At 36.4% G+C, this 23,538-nt stretch carries 21 protein-coding genes; 14 read left to right on the top strand and 7 right to left on the bottom strand.

Annotated features, from left to right (window positions below; translation table 11 throughout):
- Positions 1-260: 260 nt before the first annotated feature.
- The 3 genes from ACS127_RS01745 to ACS127_RS01735 form a co-directional block, all read right to left on the bottom strand.
- Positions 261-1,349, bottom strand: a complete 1,089-nt coding sequence (locus tag ACS127_RS01745) for a glycosyltransferase (RefSeq protein ID WP_440896764.1) — start codon at positions 1,347-1,349, stop codon at positions 261-263.
- A gap of 93 nt (positions 1,350-1,442) precedes the next feature.
- Positions 1,443-1,916 (bottom strand): hypothetical protein, encoded by a 474-nt coding sequence (locus ACS127_RS01740; protein ID WP_440896763.1) that lies wholly within the window; start codon positions 1,914-1,916, stop codon positions 1,443-1,445.
- Between the two features lie 18 nt (positions 1,917-1,934).
- Positions 1,935-2,363, bottom strand: a complete 429-nt coding sequence (locus ACS127_RS01735; protein ID WP_440896762.1) for a hypothetical protein — start codon at positions 2,361-2,363, stop codon at positions 1,935-1,937.
- 422 nt (positions 2,364-2,785) lie between these two features.
- Here ACS127_RS01735 and ACS127_RS01730 point away from each other — a divergent pair, with 422 nt between their 5' ends.
- The 3 genes from ACS127_RS01730 (at position 2,786) to ACS127_RS01720 (ending at position 4,935) form a co-directional block, all read left to right on the top strand.
- Complete coding sequence (locus ACS127_RS01730; protein WP_440896761.1) at positions 2,786-2,947, top strand: hypothetical protein; 162 nt, start codon at positions 2,786-2,788, stop codon at positions 2,945-2,947.
- A 5-nt stretch (positions 2,948-2,952) separates the two neighbouring features.
- A complete protein-coding gene (locus ACS127_RS01725; protein WP_440896760.1) occupies positions 2,953-3,291 on the top strand; it encodes a DapH/DapD/GlmU-related protein in 339 nt (112 codons plus the stop codon).
- A 1,188-nt stretch (positions 3,292-4,479) separates the two neighbouring features.
- Positions 4,480-4,935 (top strand): 8-oxo-dGTP diphosphatase, encoded by a 456-nt coding sequence (locus ACS127_RS01720; protein WP_440896759.1) that lies wholly within the window; start codon positions 4,480-4,482, stop codon positions 4,933-4,935.
- Between the two features lie 386 nt (positions 4,936-5,321).
- On the opposite strand, the gene ACS127_RS01715 is transcribed toward ACS127_RS01720, so the two are convergent.
- Complete coding sequence (locus ACS127_RS01715) at positions 5,322-6,242, bottom strand: Rpn family recombination-promoting nuclease/putative transposase (RefSeq protein WP_440898054.1); 921 nt, start codon at positions 6,240-6,242, stop codon at positions 5,322-5,324.
- 223 nt (positions 6,243-6,465) lie between these two features.
- Between ACS127_RS01715 and ACS127_RS01710 the strand changes: the two genes are divergently transcribed.
- Positions 6,466-7,092 (top strand): TetR/AcrR family transcriptional regulator, encoded by a 627-nt coding sequence (locus ACS127_RS01710; protein ID WP_440896757.1) that lies wholly within the window; start codon positions 6,466-6,468, stop codon positions 7,090-7,092.
- Positions 7,093-7,462: 370 nt separating this feature from the next.
- Complete coding sequence (locus ACS127_RS01705) at positions 7,463-9,832, top strand: ABC transporter ATP-binding protein/permease (protein WP_440896756.1); 2,370 nt, start codon at positions 7,463-7,465, stop codon at positions 9,830-9,832.
- A 166-nt stretch (positions 9,833-9,998) separates the two neighbouring features.
- Here the strand turns inward: ACS127_RS01705 and ACS127_RS01700 are convergent, their stop codons facing one another.
- Positions 9,999-11,990 carry an alpha-amylase family glycosyl hydrolase gene (locus tag ACS127_RS01700; RefSeq protein ID WP_440896755.1) on the bottom strand — a complete coding sequence of 664 codons (1,992 nt, stop codon included), beginning with the start codon at positions 11,988-11,990 and terminating at the stop codon, positions 9,999-10,001.
- Between the two features lie 624 nt (positions 11,991-12,614).
- Here ACS127_RS01700 and ACS127_RS01695 point away from each other — a divergent pair.
- The 3 genes from ACS127_RS01695 (at position 12,615) to ACS127_RS01685 (ending at position 15,779) form a co-directional block, all read left to right on the top strand.
- Positions 12,615-13,937, top strand: coding sequence for an ABC transporter substrate-binding protein (locus tag ACS127_RS01695; protein WP_440896754.1), 1,323 nt, complete (start codon positions 12,615-12,617; stop codon positions 13,935-13,937).
- A gap of 160 nt (positions 13,938-14,097) precedes the next feature.
- Positions 14,098-14,958: a carbohydrate ABC transporter permease gene (locus ACS127_RS01690; RefSeq protein ID WP_440896753.1), complete on the top strand. Its 861-nt coding sequence runs from the start codon at positions 14,098-14,100 to the stop codon at positions 14,956-14,958.
- A complete protein-coding gene (locus ACS127_RS01685; protein WP_440896752.1) occupies positions 14,958-15,779 on the top strand; it encodes a carbohydrate ABC transporter permease in 822 nt (273 codons plus the stop codon). Before ACS127_RS01690 ends, ACS127_RS01685 begins: the two co-directional genes overlap by 1 nt.
- A 134-nt stretch (positions 15,780-15,913) precedes the next feature.
- Here ACS127_RS01685 and ACS127_RS01680 read toward each other — a convergent pair whose 3' ends face one another.
- Positions 15,914-16,714 (bottom strand): AraC family transcriptional regulator, encoded by an 801-nt coding sequence (locus ACS127_RS01680; protein ID WP_440896751.1) that lies wholly within the window; start codon positions 16,712-16,714, stop codon positions 15,914-15,916.
- A 110-nt stretch (positions 16,715-16,824) separates the two neighbouring features.
- Between ACS127_RS01680 and ACS127_RS01675 the strand changes: the two genes are divergently transcribed.
- The 6 genes from ACS127_RS01675 (at position 16,825) to ACS127_RS01650 (ending at position 22,208) form a co-directional block, all read left to right on the top strand.
- On the top strand, positions 16,825-17,853 hold the full coding sequence (locus ACS127_RS01675) for a Gfo/Idh/MocA family protein (RefSeq protein ID WP_440896750.1): 1,029 nt from the start codon (positions 16,825-16,827) through the stop codon (positions 17,851-17,853).
- A 13-nt stretch (positions 17,854-17,866) separates the two neighbouring features.
- The gene (locus ACS127_RS01670; RefSeq protein WP_440896749.1) at positions 17,867-18,589 is read left to right on the top strand and encodes a ThuA domain-containing protein; all 723 of its coding nucleotides are present in this window, start codon (positions 17,867-17,869) and stop codon (positions 18,587-18,589) included.
- Positions 18,590-18,594: 5 nt separating this feature from the next.
- Positions 18,595-19,344 carry a sugar phosphate isomerase/epimerase family protein gene (locus tag ACS127_RS01665; protein WP_440896748.1) on the top strand — a complete coding sequence of 250 codons (750 nt, stop codon included), beginning with the start codon at positions 18,595-18,597 and terminating at the stop codon, positions 19,342-19,344.
- Positions 19,345-20,376 carry a Gfo/Idh/MocA family protein gene (locus ACS127_RS01660; protein WP_440896747.1) on the top strand — a complete coding sequence of 344 codons (1,032 nt, stop codon included), beginning with the start codon at positions 19,345-19,347 and terminating at the stop codon, positions 20,374-20,376. It abuts the gene before it with no gap.
- A 12-nt stretch (positions 20,377-20,388) separates the two neighbouring features.
- On the top strand, positions 20,389-21,357 hold the full coding sequence (locus ACS127_RS01655) for a sugar phosphate isomerase/epimerase family protein (RefSeq protein WP_440896746.1): 969 nt from the start codon (positions 20,389-20,391) through the stop codon (positions 21,355-21,357).
- 98 nt (positions 21,358-21,455) lie between these two features.
- Complete coding sequence (locus tag ACS127_RS01650) at positions 21,456-22,208, top strand: histidine phosphatase family protein (protein WP_440896745.1); 753 nt, start codon at positions 21,456-21,458, stop codon at positions 22,206-22,208.
- A 386-nt stretch (positions 22,209-22,594) separates the two neighbouring features.
- Here ACS127_RS01650 and ACS127_RS01645 read toward each other — a convergent pair whose 3' ends face one another.
- The gene (locus ACS127_RS01645) at positions 22,595-23,419 is read right to left on the bottom strand and encodes an aldo/keto reductase (protein ID WP_440896744.1); all 825 of its coding nucleotides are present in this window, start codon (positions 23,417-23,419) and stop codon (positions 22,595-22,597) included.
- Between the last annotated feature and the right edge of the window lie 119 nt (positions 23,420-23,538).

Genomic DNA, 23,538 nt, shown 5'->3' with positions numbered 1-23,538 from the left:
TTCTATCAAATGTCATTATCAATTGCGCAAATTTACTTAACATTTGGTTTTTGAGCTATGATAAGTAGATGATTATTATATTAATTACCAAAATAGGATATTAATAGGTTCATATTTAGAATTAATTTATAACATAAAATGGGCAACTAAAATATACTCATTTTCCTATGAGTAGGTTATTTCAGTAGCCCAAGTATATGCGCCTTTCATTTTCATCTTTAATAATTTAATCACAACTTTTATCACAGTTTCTTTCAAAGTTATTCTGTTTTTAAGTGTTGATCGAAAAATGCTTCATTTTTAAGGATTGTTTGATCATTTGGTCGATATTCCTTTGCCTTTTTGTTATATAGGGCAGCTAATTCCTTATCACCCATATACCAATGACAAACGCATAGCTGTAAATAGGGATACCAAGTTGAATAACTTTCTTGTCTAAATCCTTGATTATCTTCGGGATTCACTTGAATGGCAAGTTGATACCAAAGAATGGCCTTCTCATACAGCTTGCGTTCTTTATATAAATCCCCCATTCGACAAGAAGCCTCCGGCCTAGGGATATCATACGTAATTGATTTTACCAGAGCTTCAATCTCTTTCTCAGTATCCTCTAAATTTCTGTAACAAGCTGCTAAATTGATGCATGCTCGAATCTTGTCTTCAATCCAACCCTTATCCGTATCTAGAAATTTATGATAGTATTGAATAGCTTTTTCAAACTGACGATGATCTTTCAGTTCATTACCATAATAAAATGTATCTCTTGGGGTAAATTCTTCCCCTTTTTCTAAACGTTTCTCGTATATTTTCAGATTTCTATCACTCTGTCCGGTCTTATTTTGCTTATCTTTTTTTCGATGTCTGACGGCTATATCTGAGGAAAGCACATGTCCACCAAACTCTAAATATTCATGGACAGCTCCCTTCCATTTGAAATTTTTCTCTCTTTTCACCAGTCGATTTCTTCGATAGCTAAAGGTAGGATTATCATATTCATCAAATGCAATATAATATAACATCGACACCGTATCTACATCATAGGTTAGTTCTTGTTTTAATTGTTTAAATTTTTCCTGATCTTCTTCTAATAAAATATCATCGGCATCGATCCAAAAAATATAGTCCATTGTTGCTTGACTGAAGGCAAAGTTTCTTGCAGCTGAAAAATCATCAATCCACTTAAAATCAAATACCTTTTCAGTAAATTCTTTTGCTATCTCTTTTGTTTTATCTGACGACCCGGTATCAACAATAATCATTTCATCAACAATATCCTTTACGCTGTTCAAACATTGATGCAATACTTCCTCTTCATCTTTGACAATCATACACAAACTGATTTTATACATTCCTCAAGCTCACCACCATTTTATAAAGTTCATATTAGTATATGGTGCTATAGAATTAAGTGAACGGTTAGATGTGCATACAGTATAAGGTTTTTAATGAATTTGGACTTGAGAAGAAGCAAACCATGGCTTCGGAAGCTCGGTATTGATGACAATTACTTTAACGTAATCTTTATAAAAATATTTTGAAATTTGATTGATAAGTCGTTCACATTGTTCTTTGTATGCAGGAATCTCAAATTGAGATTTTCTTAAATAAAGTTTAAATTCCAGCATTAAATATTCGGTTGCTTCAATTTCTTCTTTAAGATAGCTATAAGAATCACCATTAATGTAATGACGTGCTAAAATATCTCGTGAATAAAGATGCGTTAAAATATTATCCATCAGTGCTAAGGATTCAACCAGTTGTTTTTCGGCATACTTTTTGTCAGTGATAGGTGAAGGAGAATATGCTATGGCTTGTAAGCTGGAAATCTGTATTTCGAGAAAAAGTTTGAGGAATTGTAAATAGCCTTCTTCACTTTGCCTAAGCAATTCCTCGGTGCTTTGTTGGGTCAGAGGCATCTTTATCAATCTCCTTTGTCATTCGCGAGAAATCTTTTTCGCAAGCTCCTCACATGTGAATTTATTTAGATCTGAGTCACAATCCTTTTTGGGCGGCTTACATGGGTGTTTCTTTTTACAACAATGACTACATTTACATCCTTCTGGTTTTTTACCTCGACATTCTTCTCTGTCCAGAGCGACCACATCTTCTAATTTGAAATGAAGCAGTATCTGGGATTTGACAACACTACGCAGTGTTTTATTCACACTATCGTTTATGGCTATAAATTCTTTTAAACATTTTGGATCTGTTTTTAAAAATAATTGTAATTTTTCTCCTTCCGCATTTAATAGATGAGATAGACTTATTTCTTCTAGTGCTATAGAGGATAATAATAATTCAATAGTCTTACAGCGATCTAGTGTTATCTTTGGGTCTATATCAGGAACATTTGGCATTGACATATTTTTTCACCACACATTTATTAATTTTGATAAAAATATTTAACTCCATTATTTACATGTTATCTTGCTCGGTTTATCATATGTTTGCCTAATCGTAAAGTTCCAAAAATAGGCTTTTGTCTCTAAGGTAAATTCCTAACAAATATTACAGGGCTTTTGAATTTTATTGAAAATAATTTTAATGCAATCAAGCTAAGGTATGATTTGATCTACTCACGCCTTATTGAACGATCTAGTTGTCGTTGAAGGCAAAATCAAATCGATATTTTAGAAAGCTGATTTAGTATACTAGACGTATTGGCACAAACTATTTGAATCGAAGGTGTACTCAATGGAATTAAAGGATATGATGGAAAGAATGTACAATCAAAAGCTTTATTATTGTAATGATCAATCTTTACTTGCTGAGCAAGAGAAATGTCTTGAATGACTGTATGATTTTAACCATACCCGACCAAGTGAAGGAGAAAAACGAAATGTTTGCTGCAATTGGAGGTAATTATTATATTGAGCCGTCTTTTACGCCAACTGGGGTGAAAAATATGTCTATTTCGGCAAAGATGTTTACGCTAATTTTAATCTAACGTTAGTGGATGATTGTGATATTTTTGTTGGCGATTATGTTTTATTTGGTCCTCATGTGACTTTAACTGCAGGCACACACCCTGTGTACCCGGAATTAAGAAGAAAGCAGGCCCAGTATAATGTTCCAATTTCAATTGGTAATAATGTCTGGATTGGAGCAAATTCAGTCATCCTTCCAGGAGTAAAGATCGGTGATAATACCGTCATTGGAGCTGGCAGTGTAGTGACAAAAGATATTCCAGCTAATGTGGTCGCCGTGGGAAATCCATGTCGAGTGATCAGAGAGATTAATGACAGGGATCTTAAATACTATTATAGAGAAAAGGAAATTGATATTGGCTAAGGGATAGGGGGGCTTAGCTAAATAGAAAACAAAATGAATTTTGCCTAACTTTCAAACAAGCAAGTCAAAATAGAAAATGGCTAGTCTTCAGATATGAGGTGTGATAATCATGTGGATTTGATCTCGAATTGACCTTGAAAGGGTATGAGTGAGAGTTAATCATGTCAGTTACATTAATAAGGCTAAAAATATGACTCTAGATTGTTCATATTCTAGAATTGACATTTATTATCCCCGTTGTAGCAAGGAACGAGGAAGCAGGAGTTTTATAGTGATTCAAATAGTAATATCAGTGGGTATTATGGGGAGCCCTTGGTCCACTGTTTAAATTTAGAAGATGATTTGGGAATCATTACGCAAGCAAAAAAAAGCAAGAAGCATTGGTTAAAATCCTTTTGCTAAATCCAGATATTTACCCTTTGAATATAGAGATGCCATTGTTGAACTGTCTTGATGTTACAGAAGAAAAAGACTGGATTTGATAACCAACTGATGTCAGAAGTACAGTTGTCGGTTTATATTTTGAGTTGAGCGGTAGAAGATCAAGGTTCAGCTATCTTAATCTACTTGAATGAATAAATAGGGTACCATTTGCGGTCACAAACCCAAGATTAGAGAAATTAACTATTTGTGGAGCTAGCTAATGTAATTCAATTAAATCAGAGATATTTGAATGAGGATACATTTGATATGGTTGGTTGTAACAAGAGACTTTTACTAATTAAAAAAGTAATGCCCTTAGCATCCACCCAACAATTACACCTAATAGTAGCCAAATGATATTTTTAAGATTGACTTTCTGCATAGGTTTCATCTCCTTAATTTAATCATAGATTAAATTAATACTAGTATTCTCCAAAATACTTTAATTATATTTATTTACGCTCTTAATTATATCATAAGCTAGAGTTAATTTAGATACTTAAAATGGAAATGTACGATAAATGAAGTTGTGCCTCAAACTATATTGGATCATGTATGTAGATTTATTTCTGATGAGCCTACCGAAGCAATAAAACAGAAGATTATTTAATCGTTCATTATGATAGTATTAGGGAATGTCATCCATAAAGCTTAAATTTAACTTGCTATATTTTAATAAATAATCGCTAAGAAATCAATAAATACTCATCTCATCTTATCTTATGATAAAATGTTAACAAAATGACATAATTTGAGGTGATCATAATGAGTAAGAGTGAGCAGGCTATTTTCACAAACATGTGCATGATTTCTGATGATGCTGGGCATGTTCTTGTTCAAGATCGAGTAAGTAATAATTGGCCAGGTCTCACATTTCCAGGTGGACATATTGAAAAAGGTGAATCATTTACTGATTCAGTGATAAGAGAAGTTTGGGAAGAGACGGGCTTAACGATAAAAGCACCAATTCTCTGTGGGACAAAGCAATTTCAGACTAAACAGGATGAACGCTATGTTGTTCTATTTTATAAAACAAAACAATTTGAAGGTGAGTTAACATCGTCTGATGAAGGAGAGGTGTTTTGGATGGCTAGGGAGGAGCTTGCCAATTATCAACTTGCTCCTGACTTTGAGGAAATGTTGAAAGTTTTTGAGTCCGATGATCTTAGCGAGTTTTATTATTATCGAGAAGATGAACAATTTAAGCTAAGCTTGCTGTAATGATTAGAAGAATACATAAAGGAGCTGTTGCACAATAGAGAATTCATTGTGCAACAGCTTCTTCTTTACGAGTATTAGGAAAGGCTTGAAATATTCTATTCAGCTTTTTGAATGAGTAATTCAAGTATAAAACATGATAGATATGTTTTAACTGGCTTTTGGCAAGGAATGGAGATCGGAAATACATATCAACTATTACTAGCATTACATAAACTTTTTTGATCTATGTTAAGTATTACCGAAAAGACGGATTTCTTCTCCTTTTTCCTCATATGAAATTAGTAATTCCAAAATTCGATCAGCCTCTGGTCATTTACTCATTTCAGTCATTAATTGTTCTTTCTATGTTTTGGCTAGTTTGGAATAACATTCAAGGAAAGAGTACCTTAGATCTTATATTGCCTTTTTAATTGCTTAATTTCTTCAATATCAAGCTGAGTGACCTTTGCAATAAAAGCTAAGTCAGTTTTTTCTTTTAGCATTTCAACAGCCACTTTCTTAACACCAATTAATTCACCTTCTTTTTTCCCAATTTCTTTCCCAATTTCCTTTCCGATCTCTTTCCCTTTCTCCTCATAAGAAATTGTTAACTCCAAAACTTTGTCAGCCTCGGGTAATTTGTTGATTTCAGTCATTAATTGTTCCTCCTCATCTTCGGTTAATTTCAAGTAACTTTCAAAAAATCCGTAGATCATGCGTTGTTTGGCAGGGTTTAGTTCCATTCTTGTAATCATGCGCAGGAATTCCTTTTTTACTTGCACGCGTTCTTCCTTGCTATAACCCATCTCAGACAATAAGGCAGCTGCAACAGGATTGTTTGAGCGAATATAGTCACGCCAGTTCTGCTTTTTAAGGTGAAGGGTCAAATAGTTGAAGGTTAAGACAGGCAAGAAGTCAAAAGCCATCGTATAACAATTTTCTTCCCAATTTGCATCATGACTTAAAACGGCAATCGGAATAATTGGCTTCCGATATTTGTTGTACAGCATGCTGAAATAATGATACATTCGTTCACTGAAATGTGCTTGTTGATAGCTTTGAGGTTCAATATGCACAATAACAACAACGTCTGTTCCTTTCAAGATTGTTTCAATGACAATGTCCAGTCGATGTGTTTTCCCTTTAGTTATATCGGTATGCATTTCTTCAGAGAGAGGTTTAATCCGGTGAAAATCAATGTTTTTATGAACATCGGGAAAAAAGACAGCAAGGAATTCGGCGAAAAACGTGTGGATGAGCTCCTTATACAGTAGGTCATGTTGTGTGTAGTTAGACAGTGGGGGCTTTTCTTTGACGAGTAGCGGCATAGCTACCATTCGATCACTTCCTTAGAGGTTTTAGATGGGGGTGATCATGGTGTCATATCTGTCTATAATATAGCATGGTTCTATTAAAAGGACAATGCTCTGTTTTAAGGAATTTGATAAGCTTTCAATTGTTTGATTAGCATTTTGTTTGACTCGATAACCCGCGTCATTTATACTAAGTTTACGTCTAAATGACACCGTGTCACTTTTAGGGGGATGGATTGTGCCAAAGCAAACATTTTTTAATTTACCTGAACAGAAAAGAGAGAAATTAATTGATGCACTTAAACGGGAATTTTCACGTGTTTCTGTACATGAAGCATCAATTGCTAATATTGTTAAATCCGCTCAGATACCTAGAGGCAGTTTTTATCAATACTTTGATGATAAGGAGGAGGCTTTTTTATTCTTAATGACGTTGTATGGAAAAGAAAATAAGAAGCGGTTTGCTGAATATCTCGAACAGACAAATGGTAATCTGTTTGCTTCATTTTCATTGATGTTTGAACTGATGATTGATGAATTGGTCAATGGAAATCAGTATCATTTTTTTCGAAATGCTTTTTTAAATATGAATCATAAGATAGAACAAGCTTTTACGAGTAATGTAAAAACTGATGACTTTAAAACAGAACTTGATTACTATGCAAAGTGGGTCATAAATGATCAACTTGCCGTTCAATCTAAACAAGAGCTTGAACATGCGTTTAAAATCTTATTAGCTGTGACGTTTCGCAATATCATCGATGCTTTTGTGAAGCAGTTAACCGTAGAAGAAGCGACTCAGAATTATCAAATTGAAATCGATATGCTTAAGAACGGATTGCTAAAAAGTGATTCATCATCATAAAAGAGGTTGTTCAAAAAGTCCGGTAAAAATCGCTTTGAAGAACAAAGGATCTTTGACTAACTACCGACACGTCCTGTGTCGAATGTCGAAGTCACCACAACACGCGAGAAGCTCGATGGCTTGCTTCTGTGTTCCTCATGTATCAACTGATACGTGGAAGTTCTGTTAAAGGCGTCCACGTCTGTGGACAACACAGACTCATCATATCTTGTGAAAGCCCGGTACTCAAAGCTACGCCGTCTCGAACTTTCGACGTATAGGACCTACTAGTGTCGGCTTTACAATAAGACGTTGCAATTTTAGCCGACGAGGCGTTTTTTATCCTCTTTTTGAACATACACTAAAAAGAAAAAGGTTAGGGGTAAATCTTTTGGGAAAATTACAATTAGTAAATATTGAAAAGTCTTATAAAACAGGTAATGACTATCTAAATGTGTTAAAAAAGATCTCACTTGAATTTAGAGAAAGTGAATTTGTTTCCATTCTAGGGCCATCTGGTTCTGGAAAAACAACTTTACTCAATATTATTGGCGGTCTTGATCAATATGATTCCGGTGATCTGATCATTAATAATCACTCAACGAAGCATTTTAAGGATCGTGATTGGGATGCTTATCGTAACCGTTCGATTGGGTTTGTTTTTCAGAATTATAATTTAATTAGTCACCAATCCGTTTTACAAAATGTTGAAATTGCTATGACCTTATCAGGTGTGTCAAGTAATGAACGAAAAGAACGGGCTAAGCAGGCTTTAGTAGAGGTTGGGTTATCAGATCAGATTAACAAAAAGCCTAACCAACTATCCGGAGGTCAAATGCAGCGGGTTGCTATTGCGCGGGCACTTGTTAATAATCCTGATATTATTCTTGCGGATGAGCCAACTGGGGCTCTCGATTCCAAGACAAGTGCACAGGTGATGGACATTTTGCGTGAAATCGCCAAGACTCGTTTGGTCATTATGGTCACGCATAATGAGGAAATTGCTGACGAATATAGCACACGAATTATTCAATTCTTGGACGGCGAAATTCAATCGGATAGTGCCCCGATTGAGAAAACAACAAATGGTGATAGTCAGCCGGGTAAATCAAAGAAACGTGAAAAAACATCGATGTCAATTTTTACAGCTTTATCACTTTCGTTTAAAAATTTACTAACGAAAAAAGGAAGAACCATCTTAACTGCATTTGCTGGCAGTATTGGAATTATCGGTGTAGCTTTAGTTCTTGCCCTTTCAAGCGGTTTATCAAGTCAACTTGATGTGATGCAGGGAGACACTTTGGCGAACTTCCCAATTATGATTGATACAAATGAACAATTCGTTGATTTTACTGAAATGGGTCCCCCAAGTATGCAAGCAGCAGATAATGAGTATGATGAATTTCCAGAAAACACGACCATTTATGCTCATGATTATACGGATGCATTTGCTACCCATACAAATGTACTGACTGATGAATTCCTTGATTACATTGAAGAAATGGAAGAGGACTTACCAGATGAGATAAATAATATTTCCTATACACGAGGTGTAGGGGTTAATTTATTAACTGAGGGTAGTGATGGTGTAGTAGAATTCGAAACATCATCAGAGAATCCGATGATGCCAGGTGCTTCTGAAATGGCGATGGGGATGAGTCATTGGCAAGAGATGCCAAGTGATCAAGATTTTATTTTAGAACTATATGACTTTATTGGTGAAGATAGCCGTTTACCTGAAGCAGAAAATGAAATCGCAATTGTGGTTGATGAGTATAATCGATTAAGTACAACTTTTCTTGATAAATTAGTTTTAGATGAAGATGAATATGATGTGACTGACTTTATTGGTGAGCAACTGTTAAAAGTGTTACCAAACGATGTTTACTATAATGAAACAGAAAATGGATTATTTACACCAGCAAACCCAACGGATTTTCGGGATTTATATGAAGAGGAAGAAGGTTTGGATTTAGTTGTCACAGGTATTTTACGAGTCAAAGAAGATGCAGCGACAAGCTATTTTTCCGAAGGGTTTATTTATACACCAGCTTTAACTAAACGTATTATTGCAGATGCTCAGGAATCAGACATTGCTCAAGCTCAAGAAGAGGCGGATATTAATTTATTAACCAATACACCCTTTCAAACGGATGAAATAAAGGAGCATGCTTTGATCTATCTCGGTGCGATTACGACCCCAGTTGGTCTTGATATTTATCCAACTGATTTTGAAGGGAAAGATGCAATTAAAGATTATCTAGATCAATATAATGAAGGTCAAGATGAAGAGGATCAAATCGTTTATAATGATTTAGCCGAGATGGTTGGTGATATTATGACGGATATGATCAATACCGTTACCTATGTTCTAGTTGGCTTTGCAGCGATTTCATTGATTGTATCGACGATTATGATTGGGATTATTACCTATGTATCGGTTATTGAGCGTACGAAAGAAATTGGTATTCTCCGCAGTGTTGGGGCTCGTAAAAAAGATATTTCACGTGTATTCAATGCTGAAACCATAATTGTTGGCTTTGTTTCAGGAAGTTTAGGTATTTTAATTTCATACCTATTAATTATTCCAATTAATAATTTGATCTATCACTTAACAGAGATTGAAAATGTGGCAAGTTTAAATATTACTGCTGCAGTTATTCTAATTATTGGTAGTATGATCCTTACCTTAATTGCAGGTGTTATCCCAGCAAGAATGGCAGCAAAAAAAGATCCAGTTGTCGCTTTACGAACAGAATAATTAAAAGTCATCAACCCCCTCAATCATATATAATGAGGGGGTTGATTTTTTTAAATGATTATTTTCTTAATGATTTATCGTTTAGAAAATATCTATACTCGTAATTAACTTTATAGCCAAACGATAGGCTATCTACTGACCTGTCCAGTAAACAAAAATCTTTAATCTACTCTTGATCTGACCAGCGTTCAATAATGATTTCTTCGACATGATCATCTTGTTCAAATGTATAAAGGCGGTTATCCGTTTGACGTTCACCAATTAAATCTTGTCCTGCACTATTTTGTTCACGTCTATCCCATGAACCTCTGGTGAACTTGTATTCAACCATCTCAAAAGCTTGCCCATCGATTGATATTTCATATAGATGATCGTCGATTTGTTCAAGTATCATTTCTTCATCTGCTTCATTCCACTCATTGAATTCACCAACAAGATAGATATCCTCATCTGGTGTATCTTCAGGAACGCTAACTTGGAAAGTAACTGTGTAATCTTGATCAGGGACCTCAGGTTCAACCTCTTCGATTGGGATCGTCTCTTGATCTGATAGAAGAATAATTGAATGGTATGGTGCTAACTCAATAACATCCCCATCATTATATTCTTCACCACTAAATAGTTCTGTTACATCATCAGCGACTACATTGACTGTTCTCATTTCATCACGTTGATTATGAACAATCGCTAATTGGTCATCTGTGTCATCATCATTAACCGTATAGCCGTAGGTCCCAAATTCCGTATCGAAAGATTCATAGTCACCCGTAAATAACATCGGATGATCTCGTCGAATTTGAATCAGTGTTTTATAATGTTCATACATGCTATCTTGATTGCCTTCTTGCTCTTCTAATGAAATCCCGTCATTTGGATGGGTAAATGCGGATTCACTAAAGAAATGATCGTCCATGACTGTCATGCCTTCACCTTCTGCATTAGCATACCAATCAAAAGGTTCTCGTCGATGATCATCAGGTCGCTGTCCTTCTTGACCTAATTCATCACCATAATAGATAAATGGTGTCCCAGGCAATGTAAATAGTAGATTAGCAGCTAGTTTAGCCTTATTTTCATCACCATCCAAACGTGTCATAATTCGGTCCATATCATGATTTCCAATCATTGTTGAATCAATAACGGGGGCGTCTCCACGCGGATTAGAAGATCCTTGATAAAGCTGATGTGCCTCTTCAAGCTCTGCAACAATATCTCGTGCAACCCCATTTGCCATCCCGATGATTTCTTCTGTTAAAACAAAATTGAAGTTTGATTCATGGGCACTATAGTAAAAGCTAATGTCATTCCAGTTATGGTACCATGTTTCACCAACAATAAATGCTTCAGGGTCTTCAGCTTTGACATGGGCATTAAAATCGCGCCACCATTCAATCGTCTGATTTCGATCCTCATAAATATCAGATACCGCATCTAATCTAAAGCCGTCTACCCCCTTATCAAGCCAAAAACTGGCTACACTTTTTATCTCTTCTCTTACCTCTGGATGATCATAGTTTAAATCGGGCATATCTACATTGAAATGAGCGGAATAAATTTGATCATTTGCTTCGTGCCAGCCAAACTCACCATTAGGCTCTTGCCCTTGATAAGATTCATGATCGTCCCAAATATAATAATCTCGATAAGGACTATCAGGATTTTCAAGTGCTTCCTGGAACCACTCATGTTCACTAGATGTGTGGTTAGCAACAAAGTCAATAATGACTTTCATGTCTAAATCATGGGCGGCTTCAATTAGACTTTCAAACTCTTCCATCGTGCCATAATCCGGTTCTACATTATAATAATCAGTGGCATCGTAACCATGGTATGATGCGGCTTCATTTATAGGCATTAACCAAATAGCGTTAGCGCCTAGTTCTTGTATATAAGGTAACTTTTCTTCTAAACCAGCAAAGTCACCAATTCCGTCACCATCTCCATCATAAAAACTTCTGACAAAAACTTGATAAAAGATCGACTCTTGCGCCCAGTCAATATTCTGTTCAAGGTCTACTAATTCGACTGACTCGTCTTCAGCAGTATTTTCTTCATTTTCTCCTTCATCATCGGTAGCTGCTTCGTCTTCTTCAGGTGAACAAGCAAAGAGTAACATACCCAAGATTAAAATCATTGATAACAATAAGCTTTTTTTCATCTCAATACCTCCAATTTCTCCTTTTTGTAAAAACGGTTGCTCATTAATTCGCTTTCAATAAATTTTAGCAGTTCAGGTTATTAACTTCAATCTCTTTATGAAATAATGGGATATTAAAATTAAAGTCAAGACTAATGACCTATAATAAATAAAAAATAGTTTACATTTTTATTTGCAATAATGTGCAATCGTTATCCTTATAAATTCCCTTTTTTATCAGCATTTCGAGGTAGCTCAATAATTGACGAATAACTTAACGGTGAAATAAATCTTATCTAAATAAAATTTGTTTTTTAATAAGTGATAATATCCATCTCTAACTTAGTATAAGATGGATAAAAAGGCTTATATCTACTTTGATAAAGATACGATTTGGTCAAAAGAAAGTCATAAATAAAAAAGATGTAGCTACTTAATACAATCGTTTGCAGTAATTATAGGCTGTTTTGTGTTCGTCATCATTTTTTTGCCAAGTGTGAATAGCTAAGTGGAGTCATAAATGATTCGGGTTTGAAATATATACATAACAAATGGATTATCAAAATAATATCCATAATTCGGAACACAAACGATTTCGCTTTTGTTCAAAAAAATGAGGTAAATTTAAAAAAAGGGAGTGTTGATGTGAAGAAGAAAAAGAGTTTTATGTTAATGTCATTAGCTATATGTGTGTTTTTGTTGATGGGTTGTGCATCAGATACGATTAATGACGATGAAGATGGAACAGATACTGTTGAAGAGACAAGCAGCTCTGGTGAAAAAGTTGATGTTGATATTTTTCAATTTAAAGTTGAATTTAAGGGGCAATTTGAAGAATTAGTAGATTTATATATGAGTGAAAATGAAAATGTTAATTTATCAGTTCAGACCGTTGGTGGTGGAAGTGATTATGCCGCTTCATTGAAAGCAGAAATGGCTTCTGGTAATGAGCCTGTGATCTTTAATATTGGGGGACCAACCGAGCTAGATGAATATCGTGACTATTTAGCAGATTTATCTGATACAGAAGCAGCCTCATCAGCACTAGATGGAACTTTAAATGGAATTGAAGACAATGGTGAAGTATTGGGCTTGCCTTATGCCCAAGAGGGTTATGGGTTAATTTATAACAAAGATATTTTTGATCAGGCGGGAATTGATCCGACTTCATTAACAACTTTTTCAGCTTTAGAAGAGGCTTTTGCTGAAATTGATGCTCAAAAGGAAGACTTAGGTCTTGATGCGGTCGTTGCTTTTCCAGCGATGGAATTATGGGTGATGGGGAATCACTTAGCCAATCATTATATTGCACCTGAGTTTAATAGTGATATTATCGAAGCCTATGAGGCGGATACCATCAACTTTGAATATGGGGATCAAATGAAGAGAATGCTAGATTTACAAAATCAGTATTCAGCCCAGCCAGTTCTTAGTTTAGATTATTCAATGCAAGTTGAGCAGTTATTTTCAACGGGGAAAGTTGCTGTTATCCAACAAGGAAACTGGATTTACCCAACGATTGATCAGATGGACAAAGCCTTTGCAGAGAATGGAATTGGTATGATTCCAATGCCATTAGAGGGTGAATTTGAAGATCACTTACCTGTTGGTGTTCCCCAATATTGGGCGGTCAACAAAAATGCTTCAACAGAGCAAATTCAAGCAGCGAAGGATTTCTTAGATTGGATGTATACATCAGATACTGGAAAAGATTTTGTCCTGGATGAATTTAAATTTATTCCTGCTTATGAAGGCTATGATGCAGATCGAATAGCAGATCCGCTTTCTCAAGTTGTTTATCAATACTCAGTAGAAGGAAAAACAATTGGCTGGACATTCATGGCAACTCCAGTTGGTTGGAATGAGGATATTCTGGCAACTGAATTTCAGAAGTACTTAGCTGAAGATGCCTCATGGGAAGATGTGTTAGCAACGTCAAAAGACGAGTGGGAGAAGTCAAGACAATAGTGATGATGAAAAGCGGCTAACAGCAATGAGCTTGATCGTTAGCCGCTTTACTTTTGAAAAAGCAAAAAGTGTTTGGAATGTCTTAGCTGTATAAGGGCAATACAGGCGTTTAATGATAAGGACTTGGCAAATATCAAGTTCTAAGAATGGAGGTTAGTTGATGAATAATAGAAATGTATCCTTTTGGCTATTTATTACCCCTGCCTTATTTGCTTTGACGGTTGTTGTCTTTTATCCATTTCTATATGGATTTTTCTATACTTTCACAGATTGGAATGGCTTAAGAGCGACTACCTTTCTGGGGTTAGAAAACTATTTATCCGTTTTTCAAGATCAGCGTTTTCTGGATTCGATGGTTTTTACGGTTAAGTTTGCCGTTGCTTCCATTGTATTAGTTAATTTACTTGGGCTGGGATTAGCTGTCCTTGTCACGCAAAAAATAAAAATCAGTACAGGCTTACGGACGATTTTCTTTATGCCTAATTTAATTGGTGGTCTGATACTCGGGTTTATTTGGCAATTTATTTTTGTCAGTGGTTTTGATGCGGTGGGTCAGTTATTAAATATTGACTTTTTACGAGGGTGGCTGTCAACGGGTGAGACTGGCTTTTGGGGATTAGTTATTTTAAATGTTTGGCAATACACCGGCTACATTATGATTATTTATATTTCATATTTACAAAGTGTGCCGCAAGAATTGTTAGAAGCTGCGGAAATAGATGGTGCCAGTTCGTTTCAACGCTTTTGGCGGATTAAGTTTCCTTTAGTTGCACCAGCGTTTACAGTCAGTCTATTTTTAACCTTGTCAAATGCTTTTAAATTGTATGATCAAAATCTGGCATTAACAAATGGTGGCCCCTATGGATCTACGGAAATGCTTGCGATGCAAATTTATAATACAGCATTTAGTCGTTATGAAATGGCTTATGCGCAATCAAAAGCAGTCATCTTCTTTGTTTTAGTTGCTATGGTTGCTCTTACACAAGTTTATGTTAATAAGAGACGCGAGGTGGATTTATAATGACTGCAAAAAAACGTCGAATAAAAGTAGCTTTAACAATAGGTGGAGTTATTATTGCTCTCATTTGGCTGTCTCCTTTTTACTTAATGATTGTCAATGCATTTAAATCAAAATATGATATTTTTGCAAATGTTTTAAGTCTACCTGAAGCATGGGTGTTTGATAATTTTAAGCAGGCGTTTATTGATTTGGATTTTATCAATGCACTAGCAAACTCTGCTTTTGTATCTATCTTTAGTATTTTATTAATTATTATTTTTTCATCAATGGCTGCCTATGCTTTAGCGCGAAATAAAAGTAAAATAAGTGGCGCAATTTTTCTAGTGTTTGTTGCCGCCATGCTGATTCCCTTTCAGTCCGTTATGATCCCGTTGATCTCTATTTTTGGAAAAATGAATCTGTTGAATACTTATGGTTTGTTGTTTATGTATTTGGGCTTTGGTTCGAGTTTATCACTTTTTTTATATCATGGGGCTATCAAAGGGATACCTACTTCATTAGATGAAGCAGCGATGATTGACGGGGCTTCACGTTGGAAGATTTTTTGGCGAATCATCTTTCCGATGCTCAAACCCATTACGGTAACAGTGTTGATTCTAAATGTAATCTGGATTTGGAATGATTATTTATTGCCTTCTTTAGTTCTGAGTCAAGAATATGCGACAATCCCGTTACGAATGTTCTTTTTCTTTGGACAATACACAAGGCAATGGCATTTAGCTTTAGCAGGTCTAACCCTAGCCATTATTCCAGTGATTACTCTTTATTTCTTTGCCCAGAAGCATATTATTAAAGGTGTTGCTGAAGGTGCAGTTAAGTAATCCGTTAATTGACATAGAAAAGGGACTATCTAATTAAAAAGACAAGTCCCTTTTATCGATAAGAGGTGTGAACCTAGAATACACCTCCCCTCAATCGGATATAGTGCATACCTATCTAAGCATAGCATCCAGTATTATAATGTTCGGCGAAATTTACCGGGGGGCTGGTCATAGGCTTTTTTAAAAACACGATGAAAGTATGGATAATTACCAAAGCCACAATTTTCAGCAATGTGGTCGAGTGTCATATTGGTATATTTCATTTGGTTTAATGCTGCTGATAAGCGAATGTTTTGAGCATATTCAATCATAGTTTTGCCGGTGTGTTCTTTAAATAGGTGAACAGCTCTTGACACACTTAAATTAACACTATCTGCTACACTCTCAATCATGAAGGCGTCAAGAGCGTGTTCTTCAATAAAACGCATCATTTCTGTAATAACAAATGGACGGCTTTGGGCAGAACGTGCGATTGTTTCCTGTTGAATTAATAAACAAATACTTTTAAAAAAGTATTCCATCAACTCTTGGTTTTGTTCAGTAGCTGGACGCCTTGTCTCAGTGGAAAGAAAATTCCACAGTGTTGTAATTTGTTCAATATCACTAATTTTGACATGGAAGGGTTGTCCTAAATTATGCCACCATTGTACAAGCCATTCATCTTCACCAAACAAATGGAAGTCTCCACTAGATATACCTTGTTTGATTTGTAAATGGTAATAATGTTTGGCAGGTATGAGGATGATATCTCCTTTTTCTAGTAAATACCTCTTATTTGTAATAGTGGCTTCGGCATAGCCATCCGTCTGAAGTCGGATCAAAAAAGTATCATAACCATTTTTTCTTGTTTCTTCGTAACCGTCTGTATGAAAAGAATAACCACAATGTCCAATGTGCATATCAATCCCCCATAGCAAAATAAGATATGTTTTCATGAAATTATCTATATTATTAAATTGATTATAACGTTATTATAGTAATGGAGAGGAAAATTATCAATTAAATTGTCTATTTGTAAGCGCTAATTTAATAGGGAGTGATTTGAATGAATAAATTTAGAGTAGGAATTGTCGGTTGTGGCAATGTGTCTCCAATGCATGCTGCTTCCGTTTCAAAACGAGATGATGCAGAGCTGGTTGCCGTTTGTGATATTAAGAAAGACCGTGCTGATCAGAAAGCTGAACAGTATCAATGTCGAGCTTATTATGATTACAAGGAAATGTTTGAACAAGAGAAACTGGATGTGCTTCATATCTGCTTGCCACATCATCTTCATGCACCCGTGACGATTGAAGCAACCAAGCATAAAATACATGTTTTAACTGAAAAACCAATGGCGATTCAATATGAAAATGCTCAAGCAATGATCCAATCTGCCAAAGATGAAGATGTGACCTTAGGAGTTATTTTCCAAAATCGATATAATCCTGGGTCACGTTTAATCAAACGGATGTTAGAAAGTGGGGAACTCGGAGCAGTTAAAGCGGGTAAACTCTCAGTGACTTGGGATCGATCTGATGAATACTATCAGCAAAGTGATTGGAAAGGGACATGGGATAAAGAAGGCGGTGGTGTCATTATTGACCAAGCGATTCATACGATGGATTTAATGCGTTGGTTTATTAATAGTGATTTGAAATATGTTGATGCAACGATTAGTAATCGTGCCCATGAAATCATTGAAGTTGAAGATGCCGCTGAAGGTGTGATTGCTTATCAAAATGGAGTCGTTACCGCTTTCCATGCCATTAATTATTATACGTATGATGCACCAGTGGAAATTGAACTGCATTGTGAAAAGGGATTGGCTAAAATGGTTGCAGATAAAGCTACTGTGACCTTAAATGATGGTCAAACATTTATTGCTGACAACAATCCTTTAGAAACGTTCACTTATGATGATGGAGTGAAAGGCTACTGGGGAGTCAGCCATGTTAAACAAATAAATAACTTTTATCAAGCGTTACAAGGGAAAGAAGACCTTGATATTCCGGGTGAAGAAGCATTGATCACTCAACAAATGATTAATGCGATTTATCAATCAGGGCATGAAAAACGGCGAATTACTTTTTAAGGAGGAAAAACGAATGAATGTAGTTGTGTGGAATGAAAATCGTCACGAAAAATTGAATCCTAAGGTAACTGAGATTTATCCAGAAGGTATTCACGGTGCTATTGCCTCGTTTTTACGTGAGGAAGGGCATGATGTAACAACCGCAACTTTAGATCAGCCCGAACATGGTTTAACGGAGCAAGTGTTGGCAGAAGCAGATGTCTTGCTTTGGTGGGGGCACCTTGCCCATGACGAAGTTGATGAAACAATCGTTGAAAGAGTTCACCAACGGGTCCTAGATGGTATGGGTTTAATCGTATTACACTCTGGGCATTTTTCAAAAATTTTCAAAAAGTTAATGGGAACAGGCTGTGATTTGAAATGGCGTGAAGCAAATGACCGTGAGCGCTTATGGGTTGTTGATCCAAGCCATCCAATCGTTGCTGGACTGGATACTTATTTTGAACTTGAAAAAGAAGAAATGTATGGAGAACATTTTGATATTCCAGCCCCAGACGAATTAGTTTTTATTAGCTGGTTTGAAGGTGGCGAAGTTTTCCGAAGTGGAGCGACGTATCGTCGAGGAAAAGGGAAGGTCTTTTATTTCCGTCCTGGTCATGAAACGTATCCAACTTATCATCATGAACAGATCCAAAAGGTGATAAAAAATGCAGTGGCATGGACCGCATCACTTGGTGCACCCACACATCAATATGGAAATGTTGAACCGATTGAAGAAATCTCAGTGAAGGAGTAGAGCTAATGAAACAAAGTCCCGTAGCAGTGCAATTGTATACATTACGCGAAGCGTTAGCAGATGATTTTATCAAGACGTTAAAACGTGTAGCAGAAATTGGATATGATGGTGTTGAATTGGCCGGATATGGTGATTTAACAGTAGTTGAATTAAAAGAGCAGCTCGATCAACTGGGGTTGAAAGTGGCAGGTAATCATGTCCCCCTTGAAGATTTACAAAAGAAACTTGACCAAGTGATTGCTGATCAGAAAGTGTTAGAGAACAAATACGTCGTTTGTCCGTTCATTTTACCAGAGGATCGCCATTCTGATTTTTATCATGATTTGGCACAATTTCTAAATGAAACGGGAAAACAGTTAAAAGAACATGGTTTGGTACTTTGTTATCACAATCACGATTTTGAATTGGAAAAGATGCCAAATGGTCAAACGGTACTAGCGTATCTTTTTGATCGGGTAGCCAAGGAGGATTTACAAGCTGAGCTTGATTTGTACTGGTTACAAAAAGCGGGAGAAGCCCCAATTGACTGGATCAAACGCTATCATGATCGAACACCACTTATTCATTTGAAAGATATGACAACAGATGAAGAGCAATTTTTTGCTGAATTAGGAACAGGAGGATTAGATTTAGAGACGATCTTAACAACCGGTCAGCCAGAGTGGTGGATTGTTGAACAAGATGTCAGTCGAATCGATCCATTAGAAAGTATTCAAATCAGTTATCAATACTTACAAGCAAAAGGAGTCGTTTAAATGAAAAAGTTACGTGTAGCAGTTATTGGATGTGGAAGTATCGCAAGATTTCGCCATTTAGTTGAATATGAGGCTAATCCAAATGTTGAGATTGTCGCTGTCTGTGACATCATACCAGAACGAGCAGAAGAAATGGCGGAGCAATATAGTGCGGAAGCTTTTACAGATTATCAAGACTTGCTTGAACAAAGCAAACCAGATGTAGTAAGTGTTTGCTTACCAAACCATTTGCATGCCCCCGTTTCGATTGCGGCACTAGAAGCAGGTGCCCACGTCCTTTGTGAAAAGCCAATGGCCACATCATATGAGGAAGGACAAGCGATGATCACAGCGGCTAAGGAAAACGACCGTAAACTGATGATTGGTCATAATCAACGCTTTGTTGCCTCTCATCAGAAAGCGAAAGAATTAATTGCTACTGGTGAATTGGGTAAAATCTATAGTTTCAAAACAACATTTGGTCATGGAGGTCCAGAAGGTTGGAGTATCGATGGAAAAGAGAGCTGGTTCTTTAGAAAAGATGAGGCTTTTATCGGAGCAATGGGTGATTTAGGTGTTCATAAAGCAGATGTGGTTCGTTATGTTTTAGGTGAAGAAATTACTGAAGTATCTGCCATGGTTGAAACGAATGCAAAAGAAGGAACCGATGTTGATGATAATGCAATCTGCTTGTTGAAAAGTGAATCTGGTATCATCGGGACATTAACCGCAAGCTGGGCTTATAATACAAATGAAGATAATTCAACCGTTATTTATGGTGAAAAAGCTGTTTTGCGTCTTGAAGATGATCCTAAATATAGCTTAATTGCGAATTATACCGATGGAAGTACTGTTAAATATGAATTAGGGCAAATTCAATCAAATGAAGCAGGTGGACAAACAACGACTCATGTTATTGACCACTTTATTGAATCGATTATAGAAGGTCGTGAGCCACTTATTTCAGGAGATGAGGGCTTACAATCATTGAATATTATTCTTGGAGCGCTTGAATCTAGTCAAACAGGTCAATTAGTAAAAATTAAAAACTAGGAGGAATAATCTATGAAACTAGGTGTATTTACCGTCCTTTTTGGAGAAAAATCATTTGAAGACATGCTTGATTACGTTAAAGATGCAGGTCTTGACGCAGTTGAAATTGGAACTGGAGGAAATCCTGGTGATGCACATGCTAAACTGGATCAATTACTAGCAAGTGAATCAGAACGTGAAACTTATCTAGCTAAAGTAAAAGAACGAGGGCTAACGATCAGTGCTTTTAGTTGTCACGATAATCCAGTTTCACCGAACCCAGAACACGCAAGAAGTTCAGATGAAGTGTTAAGAAAAACAATTAAGTTGGCTAGCTTAATGGGTGTTCCGGTTGTTAATACGTTTTCAGGTATACCGGGAGACAGTGAAGAAGCGAAATACCCAAACTGGCCCGTTACGCCATGGCCAACTGAGTATAGCGATGTTTTGAAATGGCAATGGGAAGAGAAATTAATTCCGTATTGGAAAGAGATTGCTAAACTTGCTGAAGAACATCAAGTGAAAATAGGGATTGAATTACATGCTGGTTTTCTCGTTCACACACCGCATACAATGTTAAAATTGCGGGAAGCAACCGGACCAGCGATTGGGGCAAACTTAGATCCAAGTCATTTATGGTGGCAAGGGATTGATCCAGTTGCAGCGATCAAAATCCTGGGTAAAGCTGGAGCGATCCATCATTTCCATGCGAAAGATACTTACATTGATCAAGATAATGTTAATATGTATGGTTTAACAGATATGCAACCCTACAGTAAAGTTCAAACACGTGCGTGGACCTTCCGCTCAGTGGGTTATGGCCACAGTACACAAGTGTGGAGTGATATCATTAGCGCACTTAGACTGTATGGCTATGATTATGTTGTCAGCATTGAGCATGAAGATCCAATCATGTCGATTGAAGAAGGTTTTATGCGAGCTGTTCAAAATTTAAAAAGGGTTAATATTTACGAAAAACCTGCTGATATGTGGTGGGCATAGTTAGATAATAATAGATGTGGGGCTTTATATATGATAGTATTTAATACATACTAACTCTATAAAGCCCTATTTTTATAGGAAATAAAGGATGATAAATTATGAATCGAACGGATAAAGAGGATTTTTCAACAGATTCAGTAGAAGAAGTGATCTTATACGTTGTCAGGCATGGTAAAACAATGCTGAATGAAGCAGATCGTGTTCAAGGATGGGCGGATGCCGTCCTAACACCTGAGGGAGAAGAAGTAGTTGGTTACGCTGGGAAAGGGTTAGCTAATATTGAATTTATGGCTGCATATAGCAGTGATAGCGGTCGAAGTATTCAAACAGCAAATATTATTTTGGAAGCCAATAAACGGTCAAAAAGCATTGCTTTAGAAACAGACAGCCGTCTACGTGAATTCAATTTTGGAAGCTATGAAGGTGAATTAAACGCAATCATGTGGACTGATATTGCTGAAAGCCAAGGAAAAACTTCAGTGGAATTACATAAAGAAGGATTATCGCCTAGAGATTTTGCAAATAGTGTAGCAAATCTTGATAAAGAAAGAGTAGATCCAATTACAAATTGGCCGGCTGAAAACTATGATATGGTTACTAAAAGGCTAAAGGAAAGCATTGATGAAATAACCAAAATAGCAAGTGAAAATGGTGGGGGAAATATTTTGGTCGTTTCACATGGTTTAAGTATTAATACCATCGTGGATATCTTTTCAGAGAACAATGATGAACGACTAACTAAAGGATTGCTGAATGGAAGTGTGACTAAGATCCATTATAAAGCTGGGAACTATAATGTTGTGACTGTGGGAGATATGAGTCACGTAGAAGAAGGACAAAAAGATTCTTAAAAATGAATAGATTTAAATGAAACACGCTCCATAGTTGCTTAATAACTATGGAGCGTAATGATATATCACAGATAATCATCCGCAAAACTCGGGATAACACGCTTGTGCTAACTCCGATTGATTGGAGTTTCATTTTATACCATTATCGATAAAATGCTCCATCTCGGCATGAGAAGGGCCATTATGAGCATCACACGCTGTCTAAATGTCCTTTCTGTGTTTATTTCGTAAGCCCATTCACTTGATTAGAGCTTATTCGAATGGATTCAACTGTTCCAGTTGGAATGATAATGCTTCTTGTTTGAGAGGTTCCAGCCTTTTTGACAAAATAAAAAAACTGTCGTACAACTCATTTCTTCATTGTACAACAGCTTTTTTAGTATTCTCTATCTACTATGCATCTCATTTGGATGTGAACCTTTTCGTTGATTCAAGTTAAGCTGGTCGATGGCTTGCATGTCGCTGACTGTTAACTCAAAGTCAAAGATATCAAAGTTTTCTTCAATCCTAGATGGTGTGACTGATTTAGGAATAACAATTGTATTGTTTTGTAAATGCCAGCGTAAAATAACTTGGGCAGTTGTTTTGTCATGCATTGAAGCCATTTTCTTAATAGCATCATTTTTTAATATTTCACCGCCTTGCTCAAGCGGGCCCCAAGCTTCAACGAAAATATCATGCTGTGCGCAAAATGCCTTCAATTCTTTTTGACTCAGGTGTGGGTGACACTCAATTTGGTTTAGTACTGGTTTAACGTCACATTCGCTTAACAGACGTTCTAAATGCTCAATCTCAAAGTTACAAACGCCAATGGCTTTGACGCGACCATCATGGTAGAGCTTTTCTAATGCTTTATATGTTTCGATATAAGAATCAAATTGTGGAGTTGGCCAGTGAATTAAGTAGAGATCAAGATAGTCGAGACCAAGCCGAGCTAAGCTCTCATCGAAGGCACGTAATGTATTGTCGTAGCCATGATCACTATTCCAAACTTTTGTTGTAATAAATAGCTGTTCACGTGGAATAGCTGTTTCCGCCAGTGCCTTTCCAACACCTGCCTCGTTTTCATAATACATGGCTGTGTCAATCGAGCGATAGCCAACCTCAAGTGCCTTTTTGACAGCTTCTGTGGCTTGGTCATTTTCAACACGCCAGACGCCAAAACCAAGTTGGGGCATTTGTACACCATTATTTAATGTGACCTTGTTCATTTTGGTAACCACCTTTGTTTAAATGTTAATATTCTATTTAATTTACCACTTTTGCCTTAAAGATAAACATAATTGATTGATCAAAGTATAAATGATTTGGATGAAATGCCTGAATAGGA

This window comes from Amphibacillus sp. Q70 (assembly GCF_052055485.1).
Taxonomy (GTDB): domain Bacteria; phylum Bacillota; class Bacilli; order Bacillales; family Amphibacillaceae; genus Amphibacillus.
This window is presented reverse-complemented; position numbering and strand designations above follow the sequence as displayed.

What these genes read in the sequence shown, in the direction of transcription:
- ACS127_RS01745 (WP_440896764.1), bottom strand. Translation starts at nt 1,349, where the DNA reads ATGTATAAAATCAGTTTGTGTATGATTGTCAAAGATGAAGAGGAAGTA.
- ACS127_RS01740 (WP_440896763.1), bottom strand. Translation starts at nt 1,916, where the DNA reads ATGCCTCTGACCCAACAAAGCACCGAGGAATTGCTTAGGCAAAGTGAA.
- ACS127_RS01735 (WP_440896762.1), bottom strand. Translation starts at nt 2,363, where the DNA reads ATGTCAATGCCAAATGTTCCTGATATAGACCCAAAGATAACACTAGAT.
- ACS127_RS01720 (WP_440896759.1), top strand. Translation starts at nt 4,480, where the DNA reads ATGAGTAAGAGTGAGCAGGCTATTTTCACAAACATGTGCATGATTTCT.
- ACS127_RS01715 (WP_440898054.1), bottom strand. Translation starts at nt 6,242, where the DNA reads ATGCCGCTACTCGTCAAAGAAAAGCCCCCACTGTCTAACTACACACAA.
- ACS127_RS01700 (WP_440896755.1), bottom strand. Translation starts at nt 11,990, where the DNA reads ATGAAAAAAAGCTTATTGTTATCAATGATTTTAATCTTGGGTATGTTA.
- ACS127_RS01690 (WP_440896753.1), top strand. Translation starts at nt 14,098, where the DNA reads ATGAATAATAGAAATGTATCCTTTTGGCTATTTATTACCCCTGCCTTA.
- ACS127_RS01685 (WP_440896752.1), top strand. Translation starts at nt 14,958, where the DNA reads ATGACTGCAAAAAAACGTCGAATAAAAGTAGCTTTAACAATAGGTGGA.
- ACS127_RS01680 (WP_440896751.1), bottom strand. Translation starts at nt 16,714, where the DNA reads ATGAAAACATATCTTATTTTGCTATGGGGGATTGATATGCACATTGGA.
- ACS127_RS01675 (WP_440896750.1), top strand. Translation starts at nt 16,825, where the DNA reads ATGAATAAATTTAGAGTAGGAATTGTCGGTTGTGGCAATGTGTCTCCA.
- ACS127_RS01670 (WP_440896749.1), top strand. Translation starts at nt 17,867, where the DNA reads ATGAATGTAGTTGTGTGGAATGAAAATCGTCACGAAAAATTGAATCCT.
- ACS127_RS01665 (WP_440896748.1), top strand. Translation starts at nt 18,595, where the DNA reads ATGAAACAAAGTCCCGTAGCAGTGCAATTGTATACATTACGCGAAGCG.
- ACS127_RS01660 (WP_440896747.1), top strand. Translation starts at nt 19,345, where the DNA reads ATGAAAAAGTTACGTGTAGCAGTTATTGGATGTGGAAGTATCGCAAGA.
- ACS127_RS01655 (WP_440896746.1), top strand. Translation starts at nt 20,389, where the DNA reads ATGAAACTAGGTGTATTTACCGTCCTTTTTGGAGAAAAATCATTTGAA.
- ACS127_RS01650 (WP_440896745.1), top strand. Translation starts at nt 21,456, where the DNA reads ATGAATCGAACGGATAAAGAGGATTTTTCAACAGATTCAGTAGAAGAA.
- ACS127_RS01645 (WP_440896744.1), bottom strand. Translation starts at nt 23,419, where the DNA reads ATGAACAAGGTCACATTAAATAATGGTGTACAAATGCCCCAACTTGGT.